Genomic DNA, 25,444 nt, shown 5'->3' with positions numbered 1-25,444 from the left:
TAAGCAATGGATCCCCGGCATCGCGATGCCGGGGATCCATTTCAATGTCGCCGAGGATTCACTGGGGATTGGTTTCTCTCGGATGGATTTGCTTGCAGGATGGAAATAGGTGGAGGCCATCTACCTATTGCTGATTCCGGGTACCTAGCTCGCCGTCGACTTCATCGGCGATTTCGGTCGGGGCAGCGGTAGCGATGGATTCTTCCTGCCAAATTTCCTCTAGCTCTGCGGATAACTCGGCTTCTTCTTGGGCATGATCGGGAACTGGGTCATTTGCGTTCATGGCCTCAGTCTAGCCATGTACACGTCGGAGTAAAGGGGTGCATGAAAAATAACTTCAGTGGAAACTTTCCTAGTCAGTATCAAAATAAGGGTCTCTTGAAGAGTCAGATGGAACTTTTTTAGGGAAAGTGGTTGACGCTTCAACTTCATTAGTGTCATACTGGTATCAGCAAAACAAATTGAGGCGTCAACTACTTGATGGCCCGACGAAAGGATTTAGACATGACTGCATCTGCACTGACCACCGGAACCTGGAACCTCGATGCATCGCACTCCGAGATTGGCTTCTCGGTTCGCCACGCAGGCATCTCCAAGGTTCGCGGCAGCTTCACTGAATTCGACGCAACCCTGACCACCGGCGCAACCCTGGCAGATTCCTCGGTCGAGGCAACCGTCCAGATCGCATCGGTCAACACCAAGGACGCTAACCGCGACGGCCACCTGAAGGGCGAGGACTTCTTCAACGCCGAGCAGTTCCCAACCATGACCTTCAAGTCCACTGCGGTCAAGGGCGAGGCTGGCGAGTTCATTCTCGTTGGCGATCTGACCATCCGCGGCGTGAGCAAGGAAGTTGAATTCGAAGCAGAGCTCGGCGGCGAAGCTGTAGACGCTTTCGGTGCAACCCGCGTTGGCTTCTTCGCATCCACGACCATCTCCCGCAAGGAATTCGGCATCACCTGGAACGCAGCACTGGAAGCCGGTGGCGTTCTGGTCAGCGACAAGGTCAAGATCGAAATCGACGCTTCGTTCGTACTGCCAACCGCAGAGTAAAAGTTTCCCGAAGTCCGTCATGGGGATGACGGGATAAGGGCCGATACCGGCAAAGCCTCCGGCTCACGAAAGTGAGCTGGAGGCTTTGTCGTTAAAGTCGAGGGAAAACGTGCCTAGGACCCGGTGAACGACGGGTCCACGGAAAATGCGATAGCACCGATGACAAGGAATGCGACATACACGATCCAGAGCACGCCCAAAATGGTGCCGATCCAACCGGTCACTTTGCCGACCGTGGATACCGTATTGAATTCCCTTTCGGCTTTATTGGCCTTGAAAATAGCAATCGGGCCAAGGATCACGCCTGCTACGAAGATTGACACAATGCCAAGAATCATCGAGGTCTGTGCCAGCTGGGTGCCTTGAAATTGGGATGCTGTCGGATAGCCGAAGTTGCCCGGGGGATACTGGCCCGGTTGGCCATGTGCCTGTTGATTGTAGTAAGGCTGTTGCGGGACGCCGTTGAGATCGTAGGAACCAGGCTGCTGGTACTGCCGGTTCTGACCCTGGTGCCCTGAAGAATAAGGGTTTCGTGGTTCTTCGCCTGGACTGGTCATGGCAACCTGCTTTCCACTTGTGAGGCTCGTTCGCTTAATTCAAGATTCTCACATGCAACCGGCAATAACATCTAATCTCTAGAAGAACTCTCTGCAATGCCAGAATGCCCCGTACCTGCCAGGGAAGTCAGCTGGCTGGATGCATTCTGCGCCACAGCGCATGAGTGCCAGTCGCCAACGCCACGAGTAACAGGCTCAGTGCCAAGCCGATCCCGAAGATCTGTCCGTAGTGGCCATTCTGCGCTAGATCTGCAGTTAGGTAGGTCGCCGCAGAGGCCCCGGCGAACAGGGCGAAAACGAACAGTGAAACGGTGGTGGCTCGCGCGTCAGGCGAGATTTCGGTCGCCCACCCCTGCATCGATGAGTGCATGATCGCGTTCGCGGCACCCAGGAAGAACGCGGTGAAGGTATATGAGGCAGGGGACGGGGCGAACGCCGAAGGGAGGAAAGCTGCGCAAAGCACCAGGCCTCCACCGCCAATAAGCCACGTTCGGCCGAAGCGTGCCACCAATCGGCGCATCAAGCGTGCACCCAGAATGACTCCCAGGGCAAAAGCGCAACCTAGCGCTCCTGCCAAGCCAATAGCGACACCGGATTCTTGCAAGGCGGGAACGATATAGGTCAGCAATCCCATGAGTAGCCCGCCTTCGAGGAAGACGATGGCATAAAGAGCCAAGTTCATAGGACGCAAAGCTGCACGGAATTTGAATCCGGAACGCGAATGCTCGGGCTCTGCCGCCTTCCGCAAGCTATACAGGGCCGCTAAGCAACCCAGTGCAGGCAACAGGAACACCAGCCGCCAGTTCGCGTATGTTGCCAATGCTCCTGAAGCCAATGTCGCCAGGGTGGTGCCCAGCGAGGAATAGATCTGCAAATCAGATAAGCCGCGAGCGCGTTCCACCCCGGTGCGGGTATCGCCCAGGAGCGTCATCAGGGTTGGATACAGTGCGCCGAACATGAACCCGGTGACGGAGCGAGCAATGAGTAGCGGCAAATAGTCGGTGAACATGATGCTGGCGACCGCGCCGAGGCCAGCGCCCATGAGCGCCGCGCGCAAAACCGCAAGACGCCCGAAACGATCGCTAAGCACGCCCCAGATCGGCTGGCCTATGGCATAGAACAAGGCATAGGAAGCTACCAGTTGGACGGCTTGGGCGAAACTGAGCGAGGTGCCCAGCGAAAGTGCGACCAGCATGGGAGGGGTGCCATAGCGGTCGAAGAAGGAAAGGAAGCCGACGAAGCGCAAAGCCGAATCGGGAATGGTGCGTACCGAAATCCGAAGGTCCTGTTGTTTCTCCATCCCGGCCCTTCAAGTGAGAATCTTCCGCCTGCCTATCCATGTAATCAGAATCTGCCCGCTGATGCCGTTTTGGATGACAGCTGCCACGGGCAGATGACGGATCGGCAGCTAGGCAGTTACTGGTGCTTCAGTCATGAATTGAGCGAAGAATTCGCCCAACTCACCGGTCGCGTCCAGCGGCAGCACCATGGACACGTCCAAGCCTGGACAGGATTGGCGGGCTGGGTGCGTCAGGTATATCCGGTAATGAAAATCCGAGGCAAGGGAAGCATAACGGATTGCCGTCACGATGGAGCCGGGGAAGTCATCGCGGGGTTGAGCGTTTCCATTCCACCGGTGCGCTTCCGCGAAATGTTCGAGGCCGGGCTGTCGGCTTCGGTTTTTGCCGCGCGCGATCGAATAGAAGCGGACCTGAAGGATTTCATTGCCGGCGGCTAAGGCAGAAGCCGACAGCACGCTTAAATGCACTCGCGGCCGGTTCCCCTGGAGGTTTAGGAGGGGGGAAGCGGCCGCGAAAGCTTATTGCGCCAGCCTTACAGGCCGCGAACCATCAGGACGTCCAAGGTACGCGGGCCGTGCACGCCTTCAACGCGCTCCAGCTCGATATCACTGGTGGCCGACGGGCCGGAGATCCAGGTCTGCGGACGGGTGATGGCCAGTCGCGGCATGGCTTCTGGCAGCAGGCGCACGATCGACGAGATCGGCACGATGCACACATGGTGGTCGGGTACCAGCGAAATCGCGCGGCGGCCCTGGTTTGGCTCGCCATCGAGGATGATGGTGCCGGACTCGGCGACCGAAACGGCCGACGAGGTGACCACGGCGCTGGTTTCATCCAGTTCGGCGATGCTCAGCCGTGCGCCCGGGGCATCGATGCGCTGCTCGACCTTCTCGCCCAGCCCTGAGAGCCAGCCGGTGTCCAAGCCATGCGGGTAGACAACGCTGGAGGCTCCCGCCAGCTTGGCCGCTACGTATTCCGGGATCTGCGCGGCGTCAATGACGTCCACCCCGGCCTTGTAATCCACCAAGCGGTCCACCAGCAGGTCGATGAGCTCAGCTTCACCCATATCCGAGGTCTTGCGGTATTCGCGGGGTACCTCTTGGGCGACGGGAGCATCGGCTAGTGCCGAGCGGATCCGTCCCAGGATTTCGTCTTTTGCGCTCACTTGGACTCCTTCTCGTCGCTCCACCAGTCGCGGAAGGACTTGTTTGGCGGGGCGGGAATGTCACGGCTGGCGGTCCACCCTGCGGCGATGCCCGGAAGCTTCTTGATCTTCTTTTCCTTGCCGGACATCAGCCGGCCCAGCGGCAAGGCCTTTTCGAGCAGGCCGAGGTTCTTGCCCTTGCCCAACGCCCAGGAGCCGCCCTTCATCAGCAGATCCATCTGGGTCGGGAGCTTGTGCTTGTCGCGGTTGGCATCCACATCCTCGCCGCGCAGGTGCACGAGGATTTCCGGGATGTTGATCTTCACCGGGCAAGCGTCGTAGCAGGCGCCGCACAGCGAGGAAGCATATGGCAAGGAGCCGTTTTCCTCGACCTGGATGCCGGTCAGCAGCGGGGAGAGGATTGCGCCGATCGGGCCCGGGTAGGTCGAACCGTAGGCGTGGCCGCCGGTGCGCTCGTACACTGGGCACACGTTCATGCACGCCGAGCAGCGGATGCAGTTCAGCGCGGTGCGGCCGAAGCGGTCGGCCAGGGCGCGGGTGCGGCCGTTATCCAGCAGCACGATGTGCACGTTCTGCGGGCCATCGTCTTCGCTCACGCCGGTCCACAGCGAGGTGTAGGGATTCATGCGCTCGCCGGTGGAAGACCGCGGCAGCAGCTGCATGAAGACCTCGATGTCCTCCCAGTGGGGGAGAACCTTCTCGATGCCCATGACCGTGATCAGGGTTTCGGGCAGGGTCAGGCACATGCGGCCGTTGCCCTCGGATTCCACTACGCCCAGGGTGCCGGTATCAGCCAGCGCGAAGTTCGCGCCGGAGATGGCGACCTTGGCGGAAAGGAACTTCTTGCGCAGGTGCTTGCGGGCAGCTTCGGCCAGCTTGGCTGGCTCATCGGTCAGGTTCGGATCCACTACCGGCATTTCCTTGAGGAAGATGTCGCGCACCTCGGTGCGGTTCTTGTGGATCGCCGGAACCAGGATGTGGCTTGGCTTGTCGTTGCCCAGCTGGACGATCAGCTCGGCAAGGTCGGTTTCGAAGGCTTCGATGCCCTCGGTCTCCAGGTGCTCGTTCAGGCCGATTTCCTGGGTGGCCATGGACTTGACCTTGACGACCTCTTTCGAGCCGGTCGCCTTGACCAGCTCGGTAACGATCTTGTTGGCTTCGTCCGCGTCACGGGCCCAGTGGACAATGCCGCCCCGGGCGGTGAAGTTCTTCTCGAACTCTTCCAAACGCTCTTCGAGGTTGGCCATCGTCAGGTTCTTGATGGCGCTGCCGGCGTCGCGCAGCTCTTCCCAGTCCGGAAGCTCGCCGACGACGTTCAGCCGCTTGTCGCGAATGGTGTGGGTGGCGTGGCGCAGGTTCTTGCGCATCTGGGTGTTGCCCAGTTCGCGGTGCGCGGCCTTGGGGAATGGCTCGGTCTCGAACAGGTTGCCCTGCCCGCCGGCAGGCATGCCGAGGAATACCTGAGTCACAGTGACACCGTCTCTTCCATGGTGCTGGCCAGGATATCTGCCAGGTGCAGGGTCTTTGGCTTGGCTCCGGTGCGCGAAAGTCCGCCGCCGATGTGCATCAGGCAGGAGGCGTCGCCGCCCGCGCAGGCCGAGGCGCCGGTGGAGCAGATGTTCTTCATCTTGTCTTCGAGCATTGCCGTGGAGACATCGGAGTTCTTGATCGAGAAGGTACCGCCGAAGCCGCAGCACTGGTCAGCTTCCGGAAGCTCGTTGACGGTGATGCCGCCGACGGTCTTGAGCAGATCAAGTTGCCGATCGCCGAGTTTCAGCGAACGCATGCCGTGGCAGGAAGGGTGGTAGGTGATGGTCTGCGGGAAGTAGCTGCCCAGCTGCTCGGCGGCGTTGGTGATCCCCAGGACATCCACCAGCAGTTGGCTCAGTTCATAGGTGCGCTTGCCCACGGCAACTGCGCGTTCCTTGAGCTCCGGCTTGCCCAGGCGCTCTGCCAGGAAAGGGTGCTGGTGCTTGACCGAAGCAACGCAGGAGCCCGAGGGGGCCACCGCGACGTCATAGTCTTCGGTGTCGAAGGCATTGATGTGGTTTTCGACCACGGGCAGGGCTTCAGGCATATAACCGGAATTCATGTGCATTTGCCCACAGCAGGCTTGCGCCTTGGGGAAAATGACTTCATGGCCCAAGCGTTCCAGGATTTTCACTGTCGACTTGGCGGTTTCCGGATACATAGCATCCACAATGCACGTGGCAAAGAGAGCAATTCGCATAATAAATGACTCTTTCAGGGTGTGGTCAGACCATACTATGCCACGCACTTCGTAATAGTCAAGACTTGTTGTGATAGCTCTCACCTTGTACTCTAGGTGGTCGGACCACATATGGTCAGACCATCTCGAGTAAGGACGCCCACACCGTGTTTACACCCTCCACGGATCCGATCGCGGGGAGCATAGCTGTTTCAGCGCTCATCGCACTGATCCCGCTTGTAGCCTTCTTCGTACTTCTGGCGGTAGTCAAGGTCAAGGCCCACTGGGCCGGCCTCGGCTCGCTCGCTGTTGCCATCCTCGTGGCGATCTTCGGCTGGAACATGCCGGTTGGATTGGCATTGAACTCCGGACTGATGGGCATGGTCTTCGGTGCCTTCCCTATTGTCTGGATCGTTGTCATGGCGATCTTCCTCTACCAGGTCACCGTCAAGTCGGGCCGCTTCGAAGACCTGCGCCGCGTCTTCGACGTCATCGGCGGCGGCGACGTGCGCATCCAGGCCGTGCTGATTGCTTTCTGCTTCGGCGGCCTGCTTGAAGCGCTGGCAGGCTTCGGCGCACCGGTGGCGATTACCGCCACCATGCTGCTGGCATTGGGCCTGTCGCCGCTGCGCGCAGCCTGCGCCGTGCTGATCGCCAACACCGCCCCGGTGGCCTTCGGCGCCGTGGCGATCCCGATCACCACCGCCGGTGCCCTGACCGGCATCCCGGCTGCCGACATCGGCGCCATCGTTGGCCACCAGTCCCCGCTGCTGGCGCTGTTCGTCCCGTCGATCCTGGTGCTGATCCTCGACGGCTGGCGCGGCATGCGCCAGACCCTGCCGGCAACGCTGACCATCGGCATTTCCTTCGGTGTCGCCCAGTGGCTGTGCTCGACCTACTTCTCCTATGAGCTGACCGATATCGTTGCTGCGCTGGTTGGCCTGGCCGCCGCAGTGATCCTGCTGCGCTTCTGGACTCCAAAGGGTGCCGACGAGGCACGCCAGCGCGTGCTGACTGCTGAAGCCGCCGCTATTCCATACGAGGCCAATGCCAAGCTGCACCCGGTCAACACCTGGATGGCTTTGTTCCCGTACCTGCTGGTTATCGTCATCTTCGGCGTGGCCAAGCTGTGGAAGCTGGGCGTGGACATTCCTGCATGGCTGGCAACCACGGACATCAAGTTCGGCTGGCCAGGACTGGACGGCAAGATCCTGAATGCTGATGGCGAAGCGGTATCTTCGACCATCTACAACTTCCAGTGGCTATCCTCCCCGGGCACCTTGCTGCTGATCACCGGCCTGATCGTGGCCCTGGTCTACGCGAAGAACGACGGCAACGGCAAGTACAAGATGACCTTCGCCGAGGGTGCTGCCGAAATCGGCAAGACCGTCTACAACATGCGCTACGCCGCGCTGACCATCCTGTCGGTCCTCGGCCTGGCTTACGTAATGAACCTTTCGGGCCAGACCATCACCATTGGCACCTGGCTGGCAGGCACCGGCGCATTCTTCGCCTTCCTGTCGCCAATCCTGGGCTGGATCGGCACCGCGGTGACCGGCTCGGACACCTCGGCCAACGCGCTGTTCGCCAAGCTGCAGCAGACCGCTGGCATCAATGCCGGCATCGATCCGAACCTGCTGGTTGCCGCCAACACCTCCGGCGGCGTGGTCGGCAAGCTGATCTCCCCGCAGAACCTGGCCATCGCCGCTACCTCGGTGAAGATGGAAGGCCAGGAGTCGGTGATCCTCAAGAAGGTTGCCGGTTGGTCCGTAGGCATGCTGCTGGTGCTGTGCTGCTTGGTTTACCTGCAGTCCACCCCGGTTCTGTCCTGGATGCTGCCTTAGCCGTGAACGGCTAAAATAGATCCGATGCCAGTAAACCCAGCTCCGCGTGCGTACCAGATTGTTCTCCAAGCAATTGAAGAGGATCTGCGCAAGGAGAAGCTCTCCGTTGGAGACCAGCTTCCCGGCGAGCGTGCGCTCGCGGAGCAGCATGGGATCTCGCGGGCCTCGGTCCGCGATGCCATCCGCATCCTTGATGTGATGGGCATTATCAAGACTTCAACCGGCTCCGGGCCCAACTCCGGAGCGGTGATCATCTCCAACCCCTCGGCTGGCATTTCGCAGGCATTGCGCCTGCATCTGGCGGCCAAGGGGATCAACGTCCGCGAGATCGTCGAATCCCGTATCCTGCTGGAAACCTGGGCAGCGCAAATGACGCCGCGCGATCCAATCCATGCCCAGCAGGTCATTGACCGCACCGCGGTGCTGATCATGCGCATGGACGACGCGCAGCTCTCGCGCGAGGCCTTCCACCGCATTGATGCCGAGTTCCATGTGCTCCTGGCCTCCATGGCCGGCAACGCGGTAGTGGAATCGATGATGGAATCGCTGCGCAACTCGATCAGCGACTATGTCTCCGAATCGGTGCCCAGCGACGAGGCCTGGCAGCCGGTGGTGCGCGTCCTGCGCCGCCAGCACAAGGCCATCCACCACGCATTCGCGACGAACCAGCGCGAACGGGCGGCCCAGCTGCTCGAAGAGCACATCAACTGGTTCTACTCGCAGACCCGCTAGATCCGGCAGGATAGTTTCAAATAAATAAGTCGGACTTTATTGCCCCTCGCGCCTCTTATATCTGATATGTTTTGGGGAAGCGACGGGGCTGATTTTTCGGATTAAACAGCTGGTTCATACCGCTGATGTGTTCCCGTCGATGTACCATCGACACTTCATGCGAGGGAATTCATGAGCCAACTTTTTGACCTGTCCGGACGCCTGGCCCTGGTCACCGGATCCTCCCGCGGCATTGGCCGCGAACTTGCCAGCGCCTTGGCGGATGCCGGTGCCACCATCATCCTTCACGGCCGGGATGCGCAACGCCTGGCCGAAACTGCCGCCGAATTCGGTACCCGCTATGGCACCGAAAGAATCCATAGCGCCTGTTTCGATGTCACCGATGATGCCGCCGTGCGCGAGAACATCGCAGCCATTGAAAAGAACATCGGCCCCATCCGCATTTTGGTGAACAACGCGGGTATCCAGCACCGCGTGCCCATGCTGGATCTGGAGGTGGCTGACTGGCAGCGCGTGATCGACACGAACCTCACCAGCGCGTTCCTGGTAGGCCGAGAAGTCGCACGCTCCATGGTGCAGCGTGGCGAAGGCAAGATCATCAACATCTGCTCGGTGCAAACCGACCTGGCCCGCCCCACCATCTCCGCCTACACCGCGGCCAAGGGCGGCCTGCGCAATCTCACCCGCGCCATGACCGCCGAATGGGCTGGTTCGGGACTGCAGATCAACGGCATCGCACCGGGCTACATCCACACCGAAATGACACAGAATCTGGTGGATGACGAAAAATTCAACTCCTGGATTCTGGGCCGCACCCCGGCTGCCCGTTGGGGAACTGTCGAGGATCTGGCCGGACCAGCAGTCTGGTTGGCCTCGGATGGATCGAATTACGTGAACGGGCAGACCATTTTCATCGACGGAGGCATGAGCGTTGTCGTCTAATTCCCTCGCCACCAGCACGTTGGCCGTCGTAGCCCATGCAGCCGGTGATTTGCGTATTGAACAAATCGAGCTGGCAGCGCCGCGAGCAGATGAAGCACGCGTTGCCATCGCTTACGGCGGTATTTGCGGATCAGACTTGCATTACTGGAGCCACGGCGCCGCCGGGGAATCGATCCTCAAGGCTCCAATGGTTCTCGGGCATGAAATCGTCGGGACCGTCATGCAGGCCGCCGCTGACGGCAGCGGGCCGGCATCCGGAACCAAAGTCGCCGTGCACCCGGCAACACCAGGCGAGACCGGGGAACCCTACCCGGCCGACCGCCCGAATCTTTCCCCGGGGTGCACCTATCTGGGCTCGGCCGCCCGCTACCCGCACACCGAGGGCGCATTCGCCCGCGAAGTGAACCTGCCATCACGCATGCTGCGTGAGCTGCCTGCTGGCTTAGCACTGCGTGATGCGGCACTGGCAGAACCGGCTGCGGTTGCTTGGCATGCGGTGTCGCGCGCCGGTGAAGTCGCCGGCAAGAAGGCGCTGGTTATTGGTGCTGGACCGATCGGAGCTCTCGCCATAGCAGTGCTCAAGCGTGCCGGAGCCAAAGAAATCATCGCAGTGGACATGCACGACAAGCCGTTGGAAATCGCCAGGAAACTCGGTGCCACTTCAACCTTGCGAGCCGATGACCAGGAAGCTCTTGCCCAGGTGGGCGCGGACGTGGTCATCGAGGCCAGCGGTAATTACCGCGGGTTGGCCTCCGCAGTGCGCGGTGCCGTGCGCGGCGGTCGAGTGGTCATGGTCGGGTTGCTGCCCTCAGGAGAACAGCCAGCACTCATTTCGCTGGCTATTACCCGCGAGCTGGAACTGGTTGGTTCCTTCCGCTTCAACGACGAAATCGACCAGGTGCTCGCTGCCCTGGCCGACGGATCGCTGCAGGTTTCCGACGCGGTAACCCACGAGTTCGCGGTCGCCGATGCGCTTGAAGCCTTCGAAACGGCCAAGGATTCGGCTCGCTCCGGCAAAGTCCTGCTGAACTTCCTGGGGCAGTAGTTGGCTTCAGCTAGAGGTGCACCGCGGCGGCCCCTGAAGTCGGGGGCCGCCGCGGTGCTTTTTGGTTCAGCGAACTCTAGTTGGTCTCTGCGATGCTTACCGCGGTTGTCACGGGCACCGGATTGGCGAAGAGGTCCAGCACCGGGCAGTGGGCATCCACTGCGCGGCGCAGTTCTTCATAGCGTTCAGCTGATTCCGGTCCGGCAATCCGGATGTCCAGATACACCGACGAGAAGCCGGGGCGGATGGTCTGGTCGATGCCGAAGAGTCCGCGGACATCGAGGTGGCCATTGGCCTGGATCTTCACGTCGTCCACCTGGATGCCGAGATTCTGCGCGTACAAGCGGTAGACCACAACCTGGCAGGAGATGAGCGCTCCGAGCGCGTATTCCACGGGGCTTGCGGCCAGGTCGCTGCCACCCAGGGCAGCCGGTTCGTCGACCTGGAAGGTGTGCTTGCCCGAGACAATGTTGCTGGCTACAGAATCGAAGCCTTCGCCCTCGACGGTGAAGGTCAATTGGGCACTTTGCGGGGCAGCCGAGATTCGTTCGCCCCAGCCCCTGCCTGCTTCCTGCAGGCGCTGTGCGCGGTCTTCGGATACGGTCGGGGCAGATGCTGCATTAGTCATGGGGAATTGATCCCCTTTCTGGCGCAAGGGGCGCCATCGCTTACGCATCTTGGCGTTCAAGATGCGTCGAATCTTCACCTGGGGCACCCCGCACAATGACGCAGGAGGGTTGCCGTCCACTCAGCCAGGGCTCAAAGAGTGGAACTCGTGATTCAGTGATTCTTTTCTATCGGTTGCAGGGCCCGCGGGTAAATGGCAGAAGTAACTTTTCGTCACCGGGCATCTTGGTTGCCGGCTCGCTAAGATGGAATCTAGCTCTCGGGCGCCCACTGCACGAACAATGAACGGCGAGTATGGAATTCCAGCTGACACTTTCTGCGGCCCAGACCTTGGTGACCGAATCCGAATACAACCTGGGCCAGTTCCTGTGTGATTCCGGAAAAGTGCAGATCGCCAACCGGGTAATGCAACCGGGATCTACCCGCATTTCCGGTGTGGTGCTGCGCGAATCGGTGATGGCCCAATTGGAAATCACCGAGGGCAATATCAGCTTCACCAGCTTCTGCGGCAAGCATCCGGGGGTTCAGTCCTGTGAAGATGTGGCCGCCTTGCTCATTGAGGTCACCACCGAAGAAGACCAGGGCTTCTTCGTCTCCGACTCCGGGGTGGATCCCCACGCATGGAAACGCAATAGCAAGCCGCAGTGGGAACGTACCCTTGACCGTCTGCTTCCAGTCATTTCCGATGAGCCGCTGGCTGCCGAAGAACCGCTGGGATTGATCCTGAAGGTGGTCAGTGAACCCCGTTATGGCGGCGAGGACGCACTGACCTTGCAGGCACGCCCGGCCCGTCAGGGCACCAAGAGCCCTTGGATCCAAACCGGGATCAGCTGGCGCAATGTTGCCTTTGATGCGCGCTTCTCCAAGAAGCAGCGTCGTGCGGTCGTTGAGCTGGACCGGTTGCGTGAACACGTTGAACACGATACTTATCGCCATTCGTGGGATCCCAAGGAGTGGATCTCCTTGATGGATCTTCCAGGCCAGGACCTGCTGGATGCGTTCGAAGCCCTGCATGAAGCTGGAGTGCAGATCGTCAACGGCGGTTCTACGGCCAAGGCCCCGGTGGAGTTCAGCGAGCAACCAGCCATGGCACACGTGGATGTGCGTCGCGGTGAACATGGCCTGAGCATGGAGGGGAAGCTGCGCGGGCCGAGCGAAGAGCACGTCTACCTCTTGCCGATAGGCACGCCGCCGACCTTGTTGGCTTACGCATCCAGCCCCTTGCCCAAGGCCAGGGAAATCGGTTTGGCCCGGTTCGCTGAACCGGTCACGAAGGAACTGGCAACATTTATTGAATCCGGTGCGCAATCCATCCCGCAGGAAGGCGTTGAGCTTTTCGAGCGCCAGCACCTGGACCGATTGCGCCTGATGGCACCGTTGAAGAGCGAGGATGACAGCTACAGCATCCCTGTTCCAGCACGCCCCAGCCTCAAGCTGTCCCTGGAGAGCATCCGAACTCCGCTGACCGTGAGCTATTCCTGGGAGTACGCCTCCGCGGGCCCCCGCCAGTATGCCGTGGAAAAGGAAATTGCAGCTTCGGTGCAGGATAAGCTCGGCGCGCAGGCTTTCTTGGGGCAACTGACCTCTTCAGGAATATTCCCGCCGAAGGAATTCAGCACGTCCGAATCCATTGAATTCTTGGTCTACGCATTGCCGCTGTTGGCAGAGCATCCCGATGTGGTCGTTGAAGAGCAGAACAGGCTGCCGAAGTACCGGATCAGCCACGCGCCGGCCACTGTCAGTGTCGAAGCCGGCGAAAGCACGGGGGACTGGTTCGACTTGTCTGTGGAAGTGCTCCTGGACGAGACCAAGGTCCCTTTCCCACTGCTGCTGGAGGCCTTGACCAAGCAAGATGAGTACCTCGTTCTCGATGACCTTACGGTGATCCCGATTGATGGTGCAGATTTCACGCAGCTGCGCCAGCTGATATCCGAGACCGGGGAGCTGGGCACGGTGCAAGGCGATACGATCCGCATCCACAAGTTGAGCATCGACTGGTGGCAAGAACTGGTGGATCTGGGCATTATCGAAGCCCAGCACAACCAGTGGCTGCAGACCATGAAGGAGCTGCAAAGCGGCGAAGAAATGCAGCCGGTCCAACTAGCGGAAACCTTCGACGCTGAACTGCGCCCATATCAGGGACACGGCCTTTCCTGGCTCAACTTCTTGCGTACCCATGATCTCGGTGGCGTCCTTGCCGACGATATGGGTCTGGGCAAGACCGTCCAGCTGCTGGCTTGCCTTGAACAAGCGCGCGTCGAGGATCCTGCCCAGAAATTCTTGGTGCTGGCTCCTACCTCGGTGGTGGGCAACTGGATCAATGAGGCGCAGCGGTTTGCGCCGCAGATGAGCGTCACCGGCATCACTTCAACAGCCAGAAAGAGCGGCCAAAGCATGGCTGCGCAGATCGGTGATGCCCAGCTGGTAGTTACCAGCTACACGATCTTCCGCCTGGCCTATGAGGATTTTGAAGCCGCCGGCTTCAACGTCATGATCATGGACGAGGCCCAGCAACTGAAGAACCATGCCTCCAAAGGCTATAAGCAGGCCCGGCAGCTGCCTGTGCCGTGCAAATTCGTGGTCACTGGCACTCCCATGGAAAACAACCTTCTGGAACTGTGGGCGTTGGTCTCACTGGCTGCACCAGGCCTGCTGGGCGGTGCGAAGTCCTTCAAGGACAACTACCAGAAGCCAATTGCCGATGGAGACCAGGAGCGCCTGGAGCGACTGAAGAGCCGACTGCGTCCGTTCGTGCTGCGCCGTACCAAGGAACAGGTCGTTCCAGAGCTGCCGGCGAAGACCGAGCAGGTTCTGGAAGTCGAACTGGAGCCGGGGCACCGCAAAGCCTATGACCGCCGCTTCCAGCGTGTGCGGCAAGAAGTCCTGGGCCTGGTTGACGACGTTGATTCGAATCGCTTCCAGATTCTCCAATCGCTGACCTTGCTGCGCCAGCTGGCCTTGGATCCGTCCTTGGTAGGCGAGGGCGATGCCCCGAGCGTGAAGCTGGAAATGCTGCGCGAACTCATGGGGGACGCGGTTTCTGAAGGGCATAAGATTCTGGTCTTCAGCCAATTCACCAGCTTCTTGGCCAAGGCGCGCGACGTCGCAGAAGAGCTGGGCATCGAGCACGGATACCTTGACGGATCCACCACTGGCCTTCGGCGCAAGGAACTGATTGACGGTTTCAGCGAAGGAGATTTCCCGGTCTTCTTCATCTCGCTGAAGTCCGGCGGCTTCGGCATTAATCTCACTTCCGCCGACTACTGCATCTTGCTGGACCCATGGTGGAACCCGCAGGCTGAAGCCCAGGCTATTGACCGGGCCCATCGCATTGGGCAAACTCGTCCGGTCTATGTGTATCGCTTGGTGGCAAAGGACACCATCGAATCCAAGGTGCTCGCGCTGCAGGCCAAGAAGACGCAGCTGTTCAATGATGTCCTGGGAGAGACTGCCCAAGCCGCGCAGAGTGCGGCGTTAAGTGCCGATGATTTCCTGGCGCTGATGGAATGAGCCTAAAAAGCTGAAGCCTTGGAAACCACAAGGTCTCCAAGGCTTCAGCTGATGATCGGGAACTAGAGAATCTGTTCAAAGCTGTCGTTGAGGCGGTGCAGGAGATCTCCAAAATTCTTCAGTTCGGAGGCTTCCCATTCCTTGAGCTGGCGGCGCAGTTCCTCACGCAGCGTGTTACCGCTGGAGCGCCACTTCTCCTTGGCGATTTCTGTTGCCGAGACCAGCTGGGCCCGGCCATCGGAAGGATCCTGGGTGCGGGTGACAAGGTCCAGAGACTCGAGGTGCTGCACGAGGCGGGAAATAGTTGCCTTATCCAGACGCAGCTTTTCTGCGAGTGCTCCCTGTTGCTGGGCTTCATCACGGATGACCACTGCAAGCAAGCGGTACCCCGGATCCTGCAGGTCCGGGTGGATGATCTTGGCGCGACGGATCAGCATCTGGCGGGCGCGCAATAAGATGGCGGTGAATTCTTCTTCGACCGTCTGCATCAGTTCTTCTTCTTGCATACGAACCATTCTAAAGATTAATGGCCAATAAGTCTGATTTTGGACTCCGCAGCCGTTCGGAGCCGAAGTGTTGAACGCACTGCGAATCCCCAGCTGAGCGTAATTAATGGCTTGGAAAAGACTGGCCAGACAACGCCTGATGCCTGCAAAGCCGTACAGTTCCACTTCTCCGGCGCAGCTTAGGAACGACTTGCCAATTGCATTCGTGATTAGAGAAGCAATAGATTTCCGCCGCCGCTCAGAAGCAGAGCAAGAAAGCCATGGCCTCCGTTGCCGCTGGCGTTGGACCCAACGTGGTGCGGCGAATCTGTCCGCACTGTCCACGGGCCTCTTGGAGAGCATTGAGGGTCTTGCATGAATTGGATATCGGGATTCATGAAAATAAAGCTTGACGCTTCAACTAATGGTTGGTAGTTTTTAATCATGAATCAGCTATCCGATACCCCTCCCGTCTTGTTCCTTAGCCATGGTGCACCGCCACTCGCCGACGACCAGCGCTGGACCCAGGAGCTGGCTAGCTGGTCCGGCACTTTCGAGAAGCCGAAAGATATTCTGATGATCTCCGCGCACTGGGAAAATGCGCCGGTGACGCTGAGTGCTACCCAGCAGAAGAACGAATTGGTCTACGACTTCTGGGGCTTCGACCAGAAGTACTACGACGTTCGCTACGATGCGCCAATGGCGCCCGGGCTGGCCAATGAAGTCGAACGGCTGACCTCGGCCTATGGCCATCACGTGGAGCGCGACGAGACGCGTGGACTGGACCATGGCGCCTACGTGCCGCTGAAGGAAATGTTCCCGGATGCGGATGTACCTGTGGTGCAGATGTCCATGCCAACACTGGATCCTGCAGGACTCTTTGATCTGGGCAAGAGCTTGGCACCCTTGCGCGAGCGGGGAACCTTGATCGTTGGCTCCGGATTCACCACCCACAACTTGCGCTGGTTCAACCCAGCCGGCGGGCCGGATTCGGCGCCGCCATCGGCCTCCAGCGAGTTCGACCACTGGGCTGAGGAGGCGATGGTCCGCGGGGATGTGGACTCGATCCTCGACTTCCTGCACAAGGCCCCGGCGGCCCGTGAAGCGCACCCTCGCTCGGAGCATTGGGCTCCGCTGTACGTTGCGCTGGGAGCGGCATACGCCTCGGGTGGAATCGATGCCAAGACGGCAATTGACGGTTTCTGGTACGGCCTGTCCAAGCGCTCCTGGACCTTGAGCTAGGCGATCTCCCTATCTTTCCCGCAGCAAGCGCGGCACCGATTGGTGCCGCGCTTGCGCACGTAATAGTGGACTTTTCTGGTCGATCCTCTAGCTGGCGTCTACCGATGCATCATCAATGCGGAACAAGGTAGCCTGCGAGCTGTCTTCCACGCCCTTGAAACGTAAAGTAACGGTCTTACCGCGGAAGTTGTTCAGGTCAACAGCCTGCAGTTCGTAGGACGAGCCGGCATCCAAGTTCGACCAGGTGCCCACGTTGTAGGTTCCGTAGCCGTCCAGAACCTGTACGGTCAGCTTGTCGTACTGGCTATAGGCAGTAGTTTCATTGGTCAGCACATGCAGGTAGAACTCCAGCTGCGCATTGGTGGCATCTGCCGGGATGGCGACCTTCTGGTCCAGGGTGTAGGTGTTGGAATTGCCCCAACCATTCAGCCCAGCTAATCCGCTGCCGGAGCGGGCTGCCGAGCCGGACTCGAAGGTGTCGGCGCGGTTGGCGGTCCAGTAATCCGCCCCGTTCTCGAAGCCAGCATTCTTCAGCAGGTTGCCGCTTGGCTCCGGGGTTGGTGTTGGGTTTCTGCCGTCCAGGGCATTCATGATCTTGGCGGCATCCACCAGTCCGGCGCCGCAACCGATGCTGCAACCGCCTGGCATCGCGCGGGTGCCCTGCTTCAACGCAGTTTCCACGGAGGCGGGGGACATCCCAGGGTCTGCCGACTTCATCAGTGCGACCATGCCCGCTACGTGCGGGGTGGCCATGGAAGTGCCCTGGTAGAAGGCATAGCCCTGGCTGGATGGAGTAGTGGTGCCGGTATTGATGGTGGACAGCACGCCTTGGCCGGCGTAGCGGGTGTCGCCACCAGGTGCGGTGACGTCAACGGCCGAGCCGTAGTTCGTGTAGTACGACGGAGCGCCCGAAGGGTTGCTTGCCGCTACGGTAATGACGTTTTCGCAGTTGGCCGGGCGGGAATTCGAAGCGTTCTGGCTTTCGTTGCCGGCGGCAACTACCACCGAGGTGCCGCGCGAAACCGCGGCGTTGATGGCCGCCTGGTAGGTAGTTCCGCAAGCGCCGCCACCGCCCAGGGACATGTTGATGGTGTCTGCCGGGGTTGGGTTATTGGCAATTCCCGGGACCGCACCGCCCGAAGCCCAAATGATGGCATCGGCGATATCGGACAGGCTGCCGCCGCACTTGGCCAGGACGCGGACCGGCTGGATCTTGGCATCCGGTGCAACTCCGGCCACGCCGCTGGAGTTGTTGGTGACTGCGGCTACGGTGCCGGCCACGTGGGTGCCGTGCCAAGAGGAATTGCCCGAGTAGCTGCCGCCGCATTCACCAGCGGCGTACCAGTCGCCCTCATCCTGGGGGTTCGCGTCGCGGCCGTTGCCGTCGCGGGCCGAGGCAGAGCTGGAGACGAAGTCGTAGCCGGAAACGATGTTGGCGTTCAGGTCCGAGTGCGAGGTGATGCCGGTATCCAGGACTGCGACGATGCTGCCCTCGCCGGTGGCGATGTCCCAGGCCGAAGGCAAGCGCATCCCGTTGGTGCCGCTGTAGTGCCACTGCTCGCCGTACCGGGTGTCGTTAGGCGTCATGGAAATCTTCATGATGGCATCGGGTTCCACCGATTCCACGAGACCAGACTGCGCAATATCGGCCATGAACTCCTTGGCGCCGTTGCCCTTGAGTTTCTTGTCGGCCTTCACCACGAAGCTGCCGGTGGCCATGGCTCGCATTTCCTTGACGGTAACGCCTGCTGCCTTGGCTGCTTTGCCCCAGGCCTTGGCGCGGGAGGACTTGCCCGTCTGCGTGGCTGAAGCCTTGTAGGTGACGATGAACTGGTCGTAGGCCTCGCCTGATTGCACCGAACCGATCTTGACCTTGTCTTCGCCATTTGCCTTGGGGAGGGACTTTTCAGCGGGAGCCGACACGGGGGAGGCGGTAGCTGGCAAGGCGCCAGCGCCGAAGCCGCTCATGCCGATCACTACGGCCGCGGAGACGGCCAGGGTTCTCCGAAGAGGGGTAGAAAAACGTGCCATTGATGTTCTCCTTGTAGGGTTTTTGGGCGCACAAAGGTCGGTGATCAATCGATGTGGTGTGTGCCGGTAGGAGCGTAACTGCTCGGCAACTCCTAAAGGAAGTACTTCTCAAATAAATCTTTTATATTCGCTCATGTACTAAAAAGGTGTTTCACATATTTCTGTGGAACTATCCCGGCGGACTCGCAGATTCGAAAAATGAATGATGGTTATCTGCATGTTTGGGGAGTTCGAAATTTTCAGATCCGCACTGACCATGGAAAACACATAATTATTTGCATAGCGAACGCTATCTTTCCGAAGTTGTTTCACGCTAGAAGTACATTCCGGGATCCAGCTCTCCTGGCGTCGAAGCCGTGTTCCAAGCGTGATAGGTATCTTGGCTAATTCATTGAATAAATGGGGTCCCTCCGGATTCGGCACCGTGCGATGGCCGATAGCGCCTTGGTTGCCAGCTCATCGGCTGGAGGCTTCGCCAACTAATCAGTTCCGCCGAGTTACCCTTCGGGAGACAGCTGGCAACGGCTTGCTTCGGCAAGCTCAAGATGCCCACCGGAGCGAATACCGGTGCTGCACGTATCTAGCCCAGCAAGAAGGCAATGACCAGCACACTGGGAAAGGTCAGCAGGGTGCTTGCCAGCACCACTTCGCGCGGCACGGCGACGGGCAGCTTGAATTGCTGGGCAAACAGCAAGACGTTTTGCGCGGTTGGAAGCGCCGCCATGATCACCACTCCGATAAGTTCGATTCCGGATAGGCCGAAAACGAAGCGGGCTACGAGCCAGGCGAGCAAAGGCATGAAGAACACCTTGAACGCGGTCGCCAGATAGATTTCGCCGCGCAGGTTCTTATCTGACAATGGACGCTGGCCGTATAGCGCCATTCCAAAGGACATCAGCAACAGGGGGATGGATGCGTCGCCAATCATTTGCACTGGCGCACGAATGACTTCGGGCAGTGCCAGGCCAAAGAAGGAGAACACCGCACCGAGGAAGGTCGCAATAGTGACAGGGTTGGCGATGGACTTGAGGATCATTTTCGCACCGGGCAGGCTATCCGCGCCACCCGACTTGGCGCGGGAGAGCACCGCGAACATGCACAGGTAGACGGGAGCGATGATCAGCAACTGCGCGATGAGCACCGACACTACGGGACTGGTGCTGCCCACCGCATAAAGGGCCAGCGGCACACCGATATTTCCAGCATTCACATAACTCGTGGACATGGCCGCAACGGGCAGCCGACGAGCTGGAGTCTTGAAGACCAGCCGCGCGACCAAGGCATAAGCGGAGCCGGTCAGCACGGCAACCATCAAGGCTATCGGGGTGAATACACCAACCACCGCATGCAGATCGGTGCTGGCAAGCAGAGTGAACATCAGGGCGGGGTTGGTGATGTAGAAGATGAGCGGGGTCAGCCCCTGGGCAATGGCCGCGCGTTGTCGCGGCAGTGCGACCGACGTCAGCAGGCCGATGCCGATGAGGATCAAGACAACGGAGAATCCCTGTAGAACTCCTTGCATATTGCCTTTCCCGCCCGGTACTGGTGTTCCCAGCTCCGGGGCTTCTCGAAGCCGTGGACGGCGAGGGTGCGAAAGCTCCCTCTACCGTCCACGGTGCATTATTCAGATTCCCTGGCAGCCTGTCAGCGAACCAGCGCGGGACTCTTCGAATCGAAGGTCCAGCCGGGAATCAGGTATTGCATGGACACCGAGTCGTCACGCGAGCCCAACCCATGTTCCAGGTACAGTTCGTGGGCTTGGGCGACCCGATCCATGTCCAGGCTGACACCCAAGCCGGACCGCTGCGGAACCTTGATCTCTCCGTCCCGAATCACCAATGGTTCCTCGGTCAGGCCCTGTCCATCCTGCCAGATCCAGTGGGTATCGAGTGCCGTGATCTCGCCCGGAGCAGCGGCGCCGACCTGGGTGAACATCGCCAGCGAGATGTCGAAGTGGTTGTTCGAGTGCGACCCCCAAGTCAGTCCGAACTCGTTGCACAGCTGGGCAACACGCACTGAACCGGACATGGTCCAGAAATGCGGATCTGCCAGGGGGATGTCTACCGCATTGGTGCGCACCGCGTGCGCCATTTCTCGCCAGTCAGTCGCAATCATGTTCGTGGCGGTCTGCAGACCGGTCGCCCTGCGGAATTCGCTCATGACCTCGCGGCCCGAGAAGCGGCCCTCAGGGCCGCACGGATCCTCGGCATAGGCCACCACTCCACGCATGCGCTTGCCAAGCCGGATAGCATCTTCGAGCAGCCAGCCGCCATTGGGGTCAAGCGTGATCCGGGCTTCGGGGAAGCGTTCCTTCAAAGCGATGACAGCATCGACCTCGGAGTCCCCGTCCTGGACGCCGCCCTTCAGCTTGAAATCCTTGAACCCGTAACGGGCCTGAGCCGCCTCGGCCAGGCGCACCACGGCTTCTGGTGTCATGGCTTCCTCGCGGCGCAAGCGCTCCCAGTCGTCGTTGCCCTGCGGTTCGCGCAGATACGGCAGATCCGTCGTATCCGGGTTGCCCACGTAGAACAGGTAGCCGAGCATCGGAACCGCGTCGCGCTGCTGCCCGTCGCCGAGCAGTTCGGCCGCCGGCACTCCGAGGAACTGGCCGTGCAAATCCAGCAGTGCAGACTCAAGTGCGGTGACTGCGTGCACGGTGGTGCGCAAATCGAAGGTCTGTGCACCGCGTCCGCCGGAATCGAGGTCTGCGAAGCGGGCTGCCACCTGGCGCAGCAGCGAACGGTAAGTCGCCACAGGGGCGCCGGTAATCAGTGTGCCGGCCTCCTCTATGGTCGAACGGATCGCTTCGCCGCCAGGTACCTCGCCGAGGCCCGTGCAGCCCTCGGAGTCAGTGATGATGGCGATATTGCGGGTGAAGAACGGCCCGTGCGCCCCGGAGAGGTTCAGCAGCATGGAGTCGTGCCCGGCGACCGGGATGACCTTCACCGAGGCAATGGTGGGCTGGGAAGTCATGGACTATTCGCCTTTCGCCTGCAGGACGCCGTCGATCCGGCGGGTCAGCTTCCACGGATTGTCTTCCGCGATGGGCTTGGGCAAGAGCGCTTCCGGGAGGTTCTGGTAGGCGACCGGGCGCAGGAAGCGCTCGATGGCCAGGGTGCCCACCGAGGTGGTCCGCGGGTCGGACGTTGCCGGGAACGGACCTCCGTGCACCATCGCGTGGCCCACTTCCACACCGGTTGGCCATCCGTTGACCAGGATGCGCCCGACCTTGGTTTCCAGCGTCCCGATGATCTGCCCTGCGGCTTCGTGATCCGAATCGTCCAGCTGCAAGGTGGCGGTGAGCTGGCCTTCCAGCCGGCCCAGCGCGGTTTGCAGCTGTGCGGCATCGGCGTAGCGAATCACCAGCGAGGCGGCTCCGAAGATTTCGTCTTGCAGCACCGGGTTGGCCAGCAGCTGCTCCACTCCAGCGGTGTAGATGGCTGGTGCCGGAGCGTTCTCGGTTGCCCCTTCGGTGCCACGGCCCAGCAGTTCGACACCGTCCTGGCTGCCGAGCGCTTGGACACCAGCGGTCCAGGAATTGTAGATTCCCTCGGTGAGCATCGTCTGCCCGGAAGTTTCCGGTGCCTGGCCGCTGACGGCGCGGGCGAATGCGTCGCCGGCAGCTCCGGTGGGAACAAAGACGAGTCCCGGTGCGGTGCATAGCTGCCCGGAAGAGCCGACAACAGAAGCCAAGTAGGCCTTGGCTTGCACAACGGGATCCTGCGCCAAGGCTCCCTCGAAGAAAATCACCGGGTTGATGGAGCTCATTTCGGCATACACCGGGATGGGTTCCGGTCGCGCGGCCGCGGCGGCCATCAGGGCGGTGCCGCCGGCCCGCGAACCGGTGAAGCCCACGGCCTTGATGGCCGGATCCTTCACCAGCGCCTGGCCGATCGACGCGCCGGGGCCATAAACCAGGGAGAAGACTCCCGGGTGCAGCCCGAAGTCGGCGACGGCCTTGCTGATGGCATGGCCAACAATCTCGCTGGTTCCGGGGTGCGCATTGTGGGCCTTGAAGACCACCGGGCAGCCGGCCGCCAGCGCGCTGGCGGTGTCGCCGCCGGCGGTGGAGAACGCCAGCGGGAAGTTCGACGCGCCGAACACCGCGACCGGGCCCACCGGGATCTTGCGCTGCCGGATGTCCACGCGCGGGGCTGGGGTGCGCTCGGGCAGGGCCGGATCCACGCGCACGCCGTGCTGGTCGCCCTGGCGAACGACCTGCGCGAACAGGCGCAGCTGTCCGGTGGTGCGTCCGCGCTCGCCGGTCAGGCGCGCCTCGGGCAAGCCGGTTTCGGCCATGGCGCGAGCGACCAGTTCGGCGCCCACTGCCTCGATGTTCTCCGCGATGGCTTCCAGGAACTCTGCGTGCTTCGACGGTTCCAAGGACCGGAAGGACTCGAAGGCCTCGGCCGCCGCAGCGGTGGCCAGCTTCAGCTGCTGCTCATCGATGAGGCTGTAGGCAGGTTCCAGGCGCTCGTTGGTCGCCGGGTTATAGCCGTTGACCTTGCGCCCGTTGCCTTCGGTGCTGGCGCCGGCGAGGATGGACTGGCCGGTGAGGTTCTGCGTGGTTGTGCTCATGAATTGCTCCTGAGTCGACTGATTGGTGTGTCGTAAAGTGCCAGTGCTGGTTAGAGGCTCGCGCCGGCGGGAACGATGCCTGCCTGCTGGATCAGCGCGGACAGGTCCGCCAGGTCCTGCTCGGTCAGATCCTGCAGCGGCGGGCGCACCGAGCCGGAGTCGCGGCCGATGGCCTTCAGCCCGCCCTTGACGATGGATACGCCGTAGCCCTTGACGCGGTCGCGGATTTCCAGGTACGGCAGCACGAAGCGGTTCAGCTTCTCGTTGACCGCCTTCAGGTCCTGGGCGCGCACATCCTTGTAGAAGTCCAGCGCGAATTCCGGAACGAAGTTGTACATGGCCGAGGAGTAGGTGCTCATGCCCAGCTGCAGCAGCGGCAGCGCGAAGGTCTCCGCGGTAGGCAGCCCGCCCAGGTAGAACAGGCGGTCGCCGTTTTTGGCGTACACCTTGGTCAGGTGCTCGATGTCGCCCAGCGCGTCCTTGAAGCCGATGAAGTTCTCGTGGTTATCGGCCAGCCGGGCCACGGTGTCCGCCGAATAGATCGCGTTGGCGCGGTTGTAGACGATTACGCCGGTCGTCGTCGATGCGCAGATGGCCGACGCGTGCTGGTAGAGCCCTTCCTGGTCGCATTCGGTCAGGTACGGCGGCAGCAGCAGCAGGCCCTCGGCCCCTGCGGCCTCGGCGTCTTGCGCATTCTGGATGGCCTGCTTGGTCGAACCGCCGGCCGAGGCCAGCACCGGAACCTTGGAGCCGGCTTCTTCCACTGCCATGCGGACCACACGCGAGGCCTCTGCCGGGGTCAGCGTGAAGCCTTCGCCCGTGCCTCCGGCGGCGAACAGTCCCGCGACATCGAAGCTGGACTGCCAGGCCAGGTGGTTGCGGTACGCGGCCTCGTCGATTTCCAGGTTCGCGTCGAATGCGGTGACCGGGAAGGAGAGCAACCCGTCCTTGAGCTTGGAGGCAAGTTCGGCGGGGGTGTACTGGGCCATGGTTTGTTCCTTTGACTGGTTCCCACCTCAGGCGAGACGGGAAAGCTGGGGGCGGTGCATTGGTATTACCCTCAGCCTAGGAACCCTCTATGATGCCTGTCCAAGCCCATATTTGTATTGTTTGATACCTACTGTGCATCATTCAGCGTGCAGCGCGTGGCGCACGATCGAGACCACCCGTTCCAGCGCCGGATTGCGCGAGGACTTGCTCCAGATGGCGTGCAGCTGCACCGGATCGTCGGTAACCTCGCCAAGCCGCAGGTAGCTGACCCCGCCCACGCCCAGCAGCTTGGCACTCTCCGGGACGAAAGCAATACCGCGCCCGGCGGAGACCAGCGCGAGCATGGTCAGCACCTGGCTGACGGTATGGCGCACGTTCTTGTGCTCGATGTCGACGCGGCGCACCACCAGGTCGTAGAAGTAGCGGGCCTTGGTGGGGGAGTGCATGATCAGCGGTTCGTTGCGCAGGTCATCGAACAATACCTCCCGCTGCAGCCGGGCCAGCCGGTGGCCGGAGGGCACTGCCACGTAGAGCCCCTCGGTTAATAGCAGTGCGGATTCGAAGAGCTTCTCGTCGAAGGGCGGGCGGGCTAAGCCCAGATCGATGTCGCCGTCCAGCAGGGCGTCGACCTGCTCGCCGGTCACCATTTCCGACAGCTCCAGGTGCACCTGCGGCATCTGCGCCGAGATTTCTCCCAGCAGCGGGCCGAGCAGGCTGAAGCCCGAGGCCGCGGTGAAGCCGATGCGCAGCTCGCCCAGCTGGCCGGCGGCGATGCGGCGGGCATTGTCCGGGGCACGCTCGGCGGCCACGACCAGCCGGCGGGCATCCTGGAGGAAAGCGTGGCCCGCCGCGGTGAGGGCCACGCGGCGGTTGTCGCGCTCGAGCAGTTCCACGCCGACCGTGCGCTCTAGTTTCTGGATCTGCCGGCTCAGCGGCGGCTGGGTCATGTTCAGCCGCTCGGCGGCACGGCCGAAGTGCAATTCCTCGGCAACGGCAACGAAACTGCGTGCTTGGTCCAGAGTAAACATTTGATACCTTTCTGGAATCATTCTATGCACATTCAACCTTGGACATGCATCACTTCAAGTTTCTACGCTTGACTCCAAGACCAGCAAGGTGAGCTGTCTCACTCG

Annotated in this window: 22 protein-coding genes and 1 riboswitch; of the genes, 8 read left to right on the top strand and 14 right to left on the bottom strand. The window is 60.9% G+C overall.

Annotated features, from left to right (window positions below; all coding sequences use genetic code 11):
• Nucleotides 1–124 precede the first annotated feature (124 nt).
• A complete protein-coding gene (locus AAZQ98_RS00900; RefSeq protein WP_434689185.1) occupies nucleotides 125–283 on the bottom strand; it encodes a hypothetical protein in 159 nt (52 codons plus the stop codon).
• 221 nt (nucleotides 284–504) lie between these two features.
• Between AAZQ98_RS00900 and AAZQ98_RS00895 the strand changes: the two genes are divergently transcribed.
• Nucleotides 505–1,053 (top strand): YceI family protein, encoded by a 549-nt coding sequence (locus tag AAZQ98_RS00895; RefSeq protein ID WP_105656264.1) that lies wholly within the window; start codon nucleotides 505–507, stop codon nucleotides 1,051–1,053.
• A 113-nt stretch (nucleotides 1,054–1,166) separates the two neighbouring features.
• Here AAZQ98_RS00895 and AAZQ98_RS00890 read toward each other — a convergent pair whose 3' ends face one another.
• Together AAZQ98_RS00890 and AAZQ98_RS00885 are read right to left on the bottom strand one after the other, a co-directional pair.
• Complete coding sequence (locus AAZQ98_RS00890; RefSeq protein ID WP_434689183.1) at nucleotides 1,167–1,610, bottom strand: hypothetical protein; 444 nt, start codon at nucleotides 1,608–1,610, stop codon at nucleotides 1,167–1,169.
• Nucleotides 1,611–1,737: 127 nt separating this feature from the next.
• A complete protein-coding gene (locus AAZQ98_RS00885; RefSeq protein WP_434689181.1) occupies nucleotides 1,738–2,910 on the bottom strand; it encodes an MFS transporter in 1,173 nt (390 codons plus the stop codon).
• Nucleotides 2,911–3,048: 138 nt separating this feature from the next.
• Between AAZQ98_RS00885 and AAZQ98_RS00880 the strand changes: the two genes are divergently transcribed.
• Nucleotides 3,049–3,348 (top strand): hypothetical protein, encoded by a 300-nt coding sequence (locus tag AAZQ98_RS00880; RefSeq protein ID WP_434689180.1) that lies wholly within the window; start codon nucleotides 3,049–3,051, stop codon nucleotides 3,346–3,348.
• Nucleotides 3,349–3,443: 95 nt separating this feature from the next.
• Here the strand turns inward: AAZQ98_RS00880 and AAZQ98_RS00875 are convergent, their stop codons facing one another.
• The 3 genes from AAZQ98_RS00875 to AAZQ98_RS00865 are packed head-to-tail and all read right to left on the bottom strand — an operon-like array spanning nucleotide 3,444 to nucleotide 6,306.
• Nucleotides 3,444–4,076 (bottom strand): LutC/YkgG family protein, encoded by a 633-nt coding sequence (locus AAZQ98_RS00875; RefSeq protein ID WP_105656267.1) that lies wholly within the window; start codon nucleotides 4,074–4,076, stop codon nucleotides 3,444–3,446.
• Nucleotides 4,073–5,524, bottom strand: a complete 1,452-nt coding sequence (locus tag AAZQ98_RS00870; RefSeq protein ID WP_105656386.1) for a LutB/LldF family L-lactate oxidation iron-sulfur protein — start codon at nucleotides 5,522–5,524, stop codon at nucleotides 4,073–4,075. Before AAZQ98_RS00870 ends, AAZQ98_RS00875 begins: the two co-directional genes overlap by 4 nt.
• Nucleotides 5,525–5,541: 17 nt before the next feature.
• Nucleotides 5,542–6,306 (bottom strand): (Fe-S)-binding protein, encoded by a 765-nt coding sequence (locus tag AAZQ98_RS00865; protein WP_105656268.1) that lies wholly within the window; start codon nucleotides 6,304–6,306, stop codon nucleotides 5,542–5,544.
• A gap of 146 nt (nucleotides 6,307–6,452) precedes the next feature.
• Between AAZQ98_RS00865 and AAZQ98_RS00860 the strand changes: the two genes are divergently transcribed.
• From AAZQ98_RS00860 to AAZQ98_RS00845, 4 genes are all read left to right on the top strand, one after another.
• Nucleotides 6,453–8,129, top strand: coding sequence for an L-lactate permease (locus AAZQ98_RS00860; protein WP_105656269.1), 1,677 nt, complete (start codon nucleotides 6,453–6,455; stop codon nucleotides 8,127–8,129).
• A 24-nt stretch (nucleotides 8,130–8,153) separates the two neighbouring features.
• Nucleotides 8,154–8,861 (top strand): FadR/GntR family transcriptional regulator, encoded by a 708-nt coding sequence (locus tag AAZQ98_RS00855; RefSeq protein ID WP_105656270.1) that lies wholly within the window; start codon nucleotides 8,154–8,156, stop codon nucleotides 8,859–8,861.
• 171 nt (nucleotides 8,862–9,032) lie between these two features.
• Complete coding sequence (locus AAZQ98_RS00850) at nucleotides 9,033–9,803, top strand: SDR family oxidoreductase (protein WP_388023217.1); 771 nt, start codon at nucleotides 9,033–9,035, stop codon at nucleotides 9,801–9,803.
• Nucleotides 9,793–10,848, top strand: coding sequence for an L-idonate 5-dehydrogenase (locus tag AAZQ98_RS00845; protein WP_434689177.1), 1,056 nt, complete (start codon nucleotides 9,793–9,795; stop codon nucleotides 10,846–10,848). The genes AAZQ98_RS00850 and AAZQ98_RS00845 overlap by 11 nt, the downstream gene beginning before the upstream one ends.
• A 76-nt stretch (nucleotides 10,849–10,924) precedes the next feature.
• Here the strand turns inward: AAZQ98_RS00845 and AAZQ98_RS00840 are convergent, their stop codons facing one another.
• Complete coding sequence (locus tag AAZQ98_RS00840) at nucleotides 10,925–11,476, bottom strand: OsmC family protein (RefSeq protein ID WP_434689175.1); 552 nt, start codon at nucleotides 11,474–11,476, stop codon at nucleotides 10,925–10,927.
• A 31-nt stretch (nucleotides 11,477–11,507) separates the two neighbouring features.
• A riboswitch (SAM riboswitch) is annotated at nucleotides 11,508–11,629 on the bottom strand.
• 140 nt (nucleotides 11,630–11,769) lie between these two features.
• On the opposite strand from AAZQ98_RS00840, the gene AAZQ98_RS00835 reads away from it, so the two are divergent.
• A complete protein-coding gene (locus AAZQ98_RS00835; protein ID WP_434689173.1) occupies nucleotides 11,770–14,985 on the top strand; it encodes a DEAD/DEAH box helicase in 3,216 nt (1,071 codons plus the stop codon).
• A 62-nt stretch (nucleotides 14,986–15,047) separates the two neighbouring features.
• On the opposite strand, the gene AAZQ98_RS00830 is transcribed toward AAZQ98_RS00835, so the two are convergent.
• A complete protein-coding gene (locus tag AAZQ98_RS00830) occupies nucleotides 15,048–15,491 on the bottom strand; it encodes a MarR family winged helix-turn-helix transcriptional regulator (protein WP_434689171.1) in 444 nt (147 codons plus the stop codon).
• A 423-nt stretch (nucleotides 15,492–15,914) separates the two neighbouring features.
• Here AAZQ98_RS00830 and AAZQ98_RS00825 point away from each other — a divergent pair, with 423 nt between their 5' ends.
• The gene (locus AAZQ98_RS00825; RefSeq protein ID WP_359185434.1) at nucleotides 15,915–16,712 is read left to right on the top strand and encodes a dioxygenase family protein; all 798 of its coding nucleotides are present in this window, start codon (nucleotides 15,915–15,917) and stop codon (nucleotides 16,710–16,712) included.
• An 87-nt stretch (nucleotides 16,713–16,799) separates the two neighbouring features.
• Here AAZQ98_RS00825 and AAZQ98_RS00820 read toward each other — a convergent pair whose 3' ends face one another.
• The 6 genes from AAZQ98_RS00820 to AAZQ98_RS00795 all read right to left on the bottom strand — a co-directional run bounded on the left by AAZQ98_RS00820 (nucleotide 16,800) and on the right by AAZQ98_RS00795 (nucleotide 25,339).
• The gene (locus AAZQ98_RS00820; protein WP_434689169.1) at nucleotides 16,800–18,743 is read right to left on the bottom strand and encodes a S8 family peptidase; all 1,944 of its coding nucleotides are present in this window, start codon (nucleotides 18,741–18,743) and stop codon (nucleotides 16,800–16,802) included.
• 580 nt (nucleotides 18,744–19,323) lie between these two features.
• A complete protein-coding gene (locus AAZQ98_RS00815) occupies nucleotides 19,324–20,265 on the bottom strand; it encodes an AEC family transporter (RefSeq protein WP_400289481.1) in 942 nt (313 codons plus the stop codon).
• A 122-nt stretch (nucleotides 20,266–20,387) separates the two neighbouring features.
• On the bottom strand, nucleotides 20,388–21,716 hold the full coding sequence (locus AAZQ98_RS00810) for an enolase C-terminal domain-like protein (protein WP_434689167.1): 1,329 nt from the start codon (nucleotides 21,714–21,716) through the stop codon (nucleotides 20,388–20,390).
• A gap of 3 nt (nucleotides 21,717–21,719) precedes the next feature.
• Nucleotides 21,720–23,321, bottom strand: a complete 1,602-nt coding sequence (locus AAZQ98_RS00805; RefSeq protein WP_434689166.1) for an aldehyde dehydrogenase (NADP(+)) — start codon at nucleotides 23,319–23,321, stop codon at nucleotides 21,720–21,722.
• A gap of 50 nt (nucleotides 23,322–23,371) precedes the next feature.
• Nucleotides 23,372–24,310: a 5-dehydro-4-deoxyglucarate dehydratase gene (gene kdgD, locus AAZQ98_RS00800; RefSeq protein WP_105656281.1), complete on the bottom strand. Its 939-nt coding sequence runs from the start codon at nucleotides 24,308–24,310 to the stop codon at nucleotides 23,372–23,374.
• 138 nt (nucleotides 24,311–24,448) lie between these two features.
• Nucleotides 24,449–25,339 (bottom strand): LysR family transcriptional regulator, encoded by an 891-nt coding sequence (locus AAZQ98_RS00795; RefSeq protein ID WP_105656282.1) that lies wholly within the window; start codon nucleotides 25,337–25,339, stop codon nucleotides 24,449–24,451.
• Between the last annotated feature and the right edge of the window lie 105 nt (nucleotides 25,340–25,444).

The sequence above is a fragment of the Glutamicibacter sp. Je.9.36 genome, from assembly GCF_051129975.1.
GTDB lineage: Bacteria > Actinomycetota > Actinomycetes > Actinomycetales > Micrococcaceae > Glutamicibacter.
Note: the sequence above shows the minus strand (reverse complement) of the source record. Positions and strands in the feature narration are given on the sequence as shown.

Coding starts and splice junctions, on each gene's coding strand:
- AAZQ98_RS00900 (WP_434689185.1), bottom strand. CDS start 283: ATGAACGCAAATGACCCAGTTCCCGATCATGCCCAAGAAGAAGCCGAG.
- AAZQ98_RS00895 (WP_105656264.1), top strand. CDS start 505: ATGACTGCATCTGCACTGACCACCGGAACCTGGAACCTCGATGCATCG.
- AAZQ98_RS00890 (WP_434689183.1), bottom strand. CDS start 1,610: ATGACCAGTCCAGGCGAAGAACCACGAAACCCTTATTCTTCAGGGCAC.
- AAZQ98_RS00885 (WP_434689181.1), bottom strand. CDS start 2,910: ATGGAGAAACAACAGGACCTTCGGATTTCGGTACGCACCATTCCCGAT.
- AAZQ98_RS00870 (WP_105656386.1), bottom strand. CDS start 5,524: ATGCCTGCCGGCGGGCAGGGCAACCTGTTCGAGACCGAGCCATTCCCC.
- AAZQ98_RS00865 (WP_105656268.1), bottom strand. CDS start 6,306: ATGCGAATTGCTCTCTTTGCCACGTGCATTGTGGATGCTATGTATCCG.
- AAZQ98_RS00855 (WP_105656270.1), top strand. CDS start 8,154: ATGCCAGTAAACCCAGCTCCGCGTGCGTACCAGATTGTTCTCCAAGCA.
- AAZQ98_RS00850 (WP_388023217.1), top strand. CDS start 9,033: ATGAGCCAACTTTTTGACCTGTCCGGACGCCTGGCCCTGGTCACCGGA.
- AAZQ98_RS00840 (WP_434689175.1), bottom strand. CDS start 11,476: ATGACTAATGCAGCATCTGCCCCGACCGTATCCGAAGACCGCGCACAG.
- AAZQ98_RS00835 (WP_434689173.1), top strand. CDS start 11,770: ATGGAATTCCAGCTGACACTTTCTGCGGCCCAGACCTTGGTGACCGAA.
- AAZQ98_RS00830 (WP_434689171.1), bottom strand. CDS start 15,491: ATGCAAGAAGAAGAACTGATGCAGACGGTCGAAGAAGAATTCACCGCC.
- AAZQ98_RS00825 (WP_359185434.1), top strand. CDS start 15,915: ATGAATCAGCTATCCGATACCCCTCCCGTCTTGTTCCTTAGCCATGGT.
- AAZQ98_RS00820 (WP_434689169.1), bottom strand. CDS start 18,743: ATGGCACGTTTTTCTACCCCTCTTCGGAGAACCCTGGCCGTCTCCGCG.
- AAZQ98_RS00815 (WP_400289481.1), bottom strand. CDS start 20,265: ATGCAAGGAGTTCTACAGGGATTCTCCGTTGTCTTGATCCTCATCGGC.
- AAZQ98_RS00810 (WP_434689167.1), bottom strand. CDS start 21,716: ATGACTTCCCAGCCCACCATTGCCTCGGTGAAGGTCATCCCGGTCGCC.
- AAZQ98_RS00805 (WP_434689166.1), bottom strand. CDS start 23,321: ATGAGCACAACCACGCAGAACCTCACCGGCCAGTCCATCCTCGCCGGC.
- kdgD (WP_105656281.1), bottom strand. CDS start 24,310: ATGGCCCAGTACACCCCCGCCGAACTTGCCTCCAAGCTCAAGGACGGG.
- AAZQ98_RS00795 (WP_105656282.1), bottom strand. CDS start 25,339: ATGTTTACTCTGGACCAAGCACGCAGTTTCGTTGCCGTTGCCGAGGAA.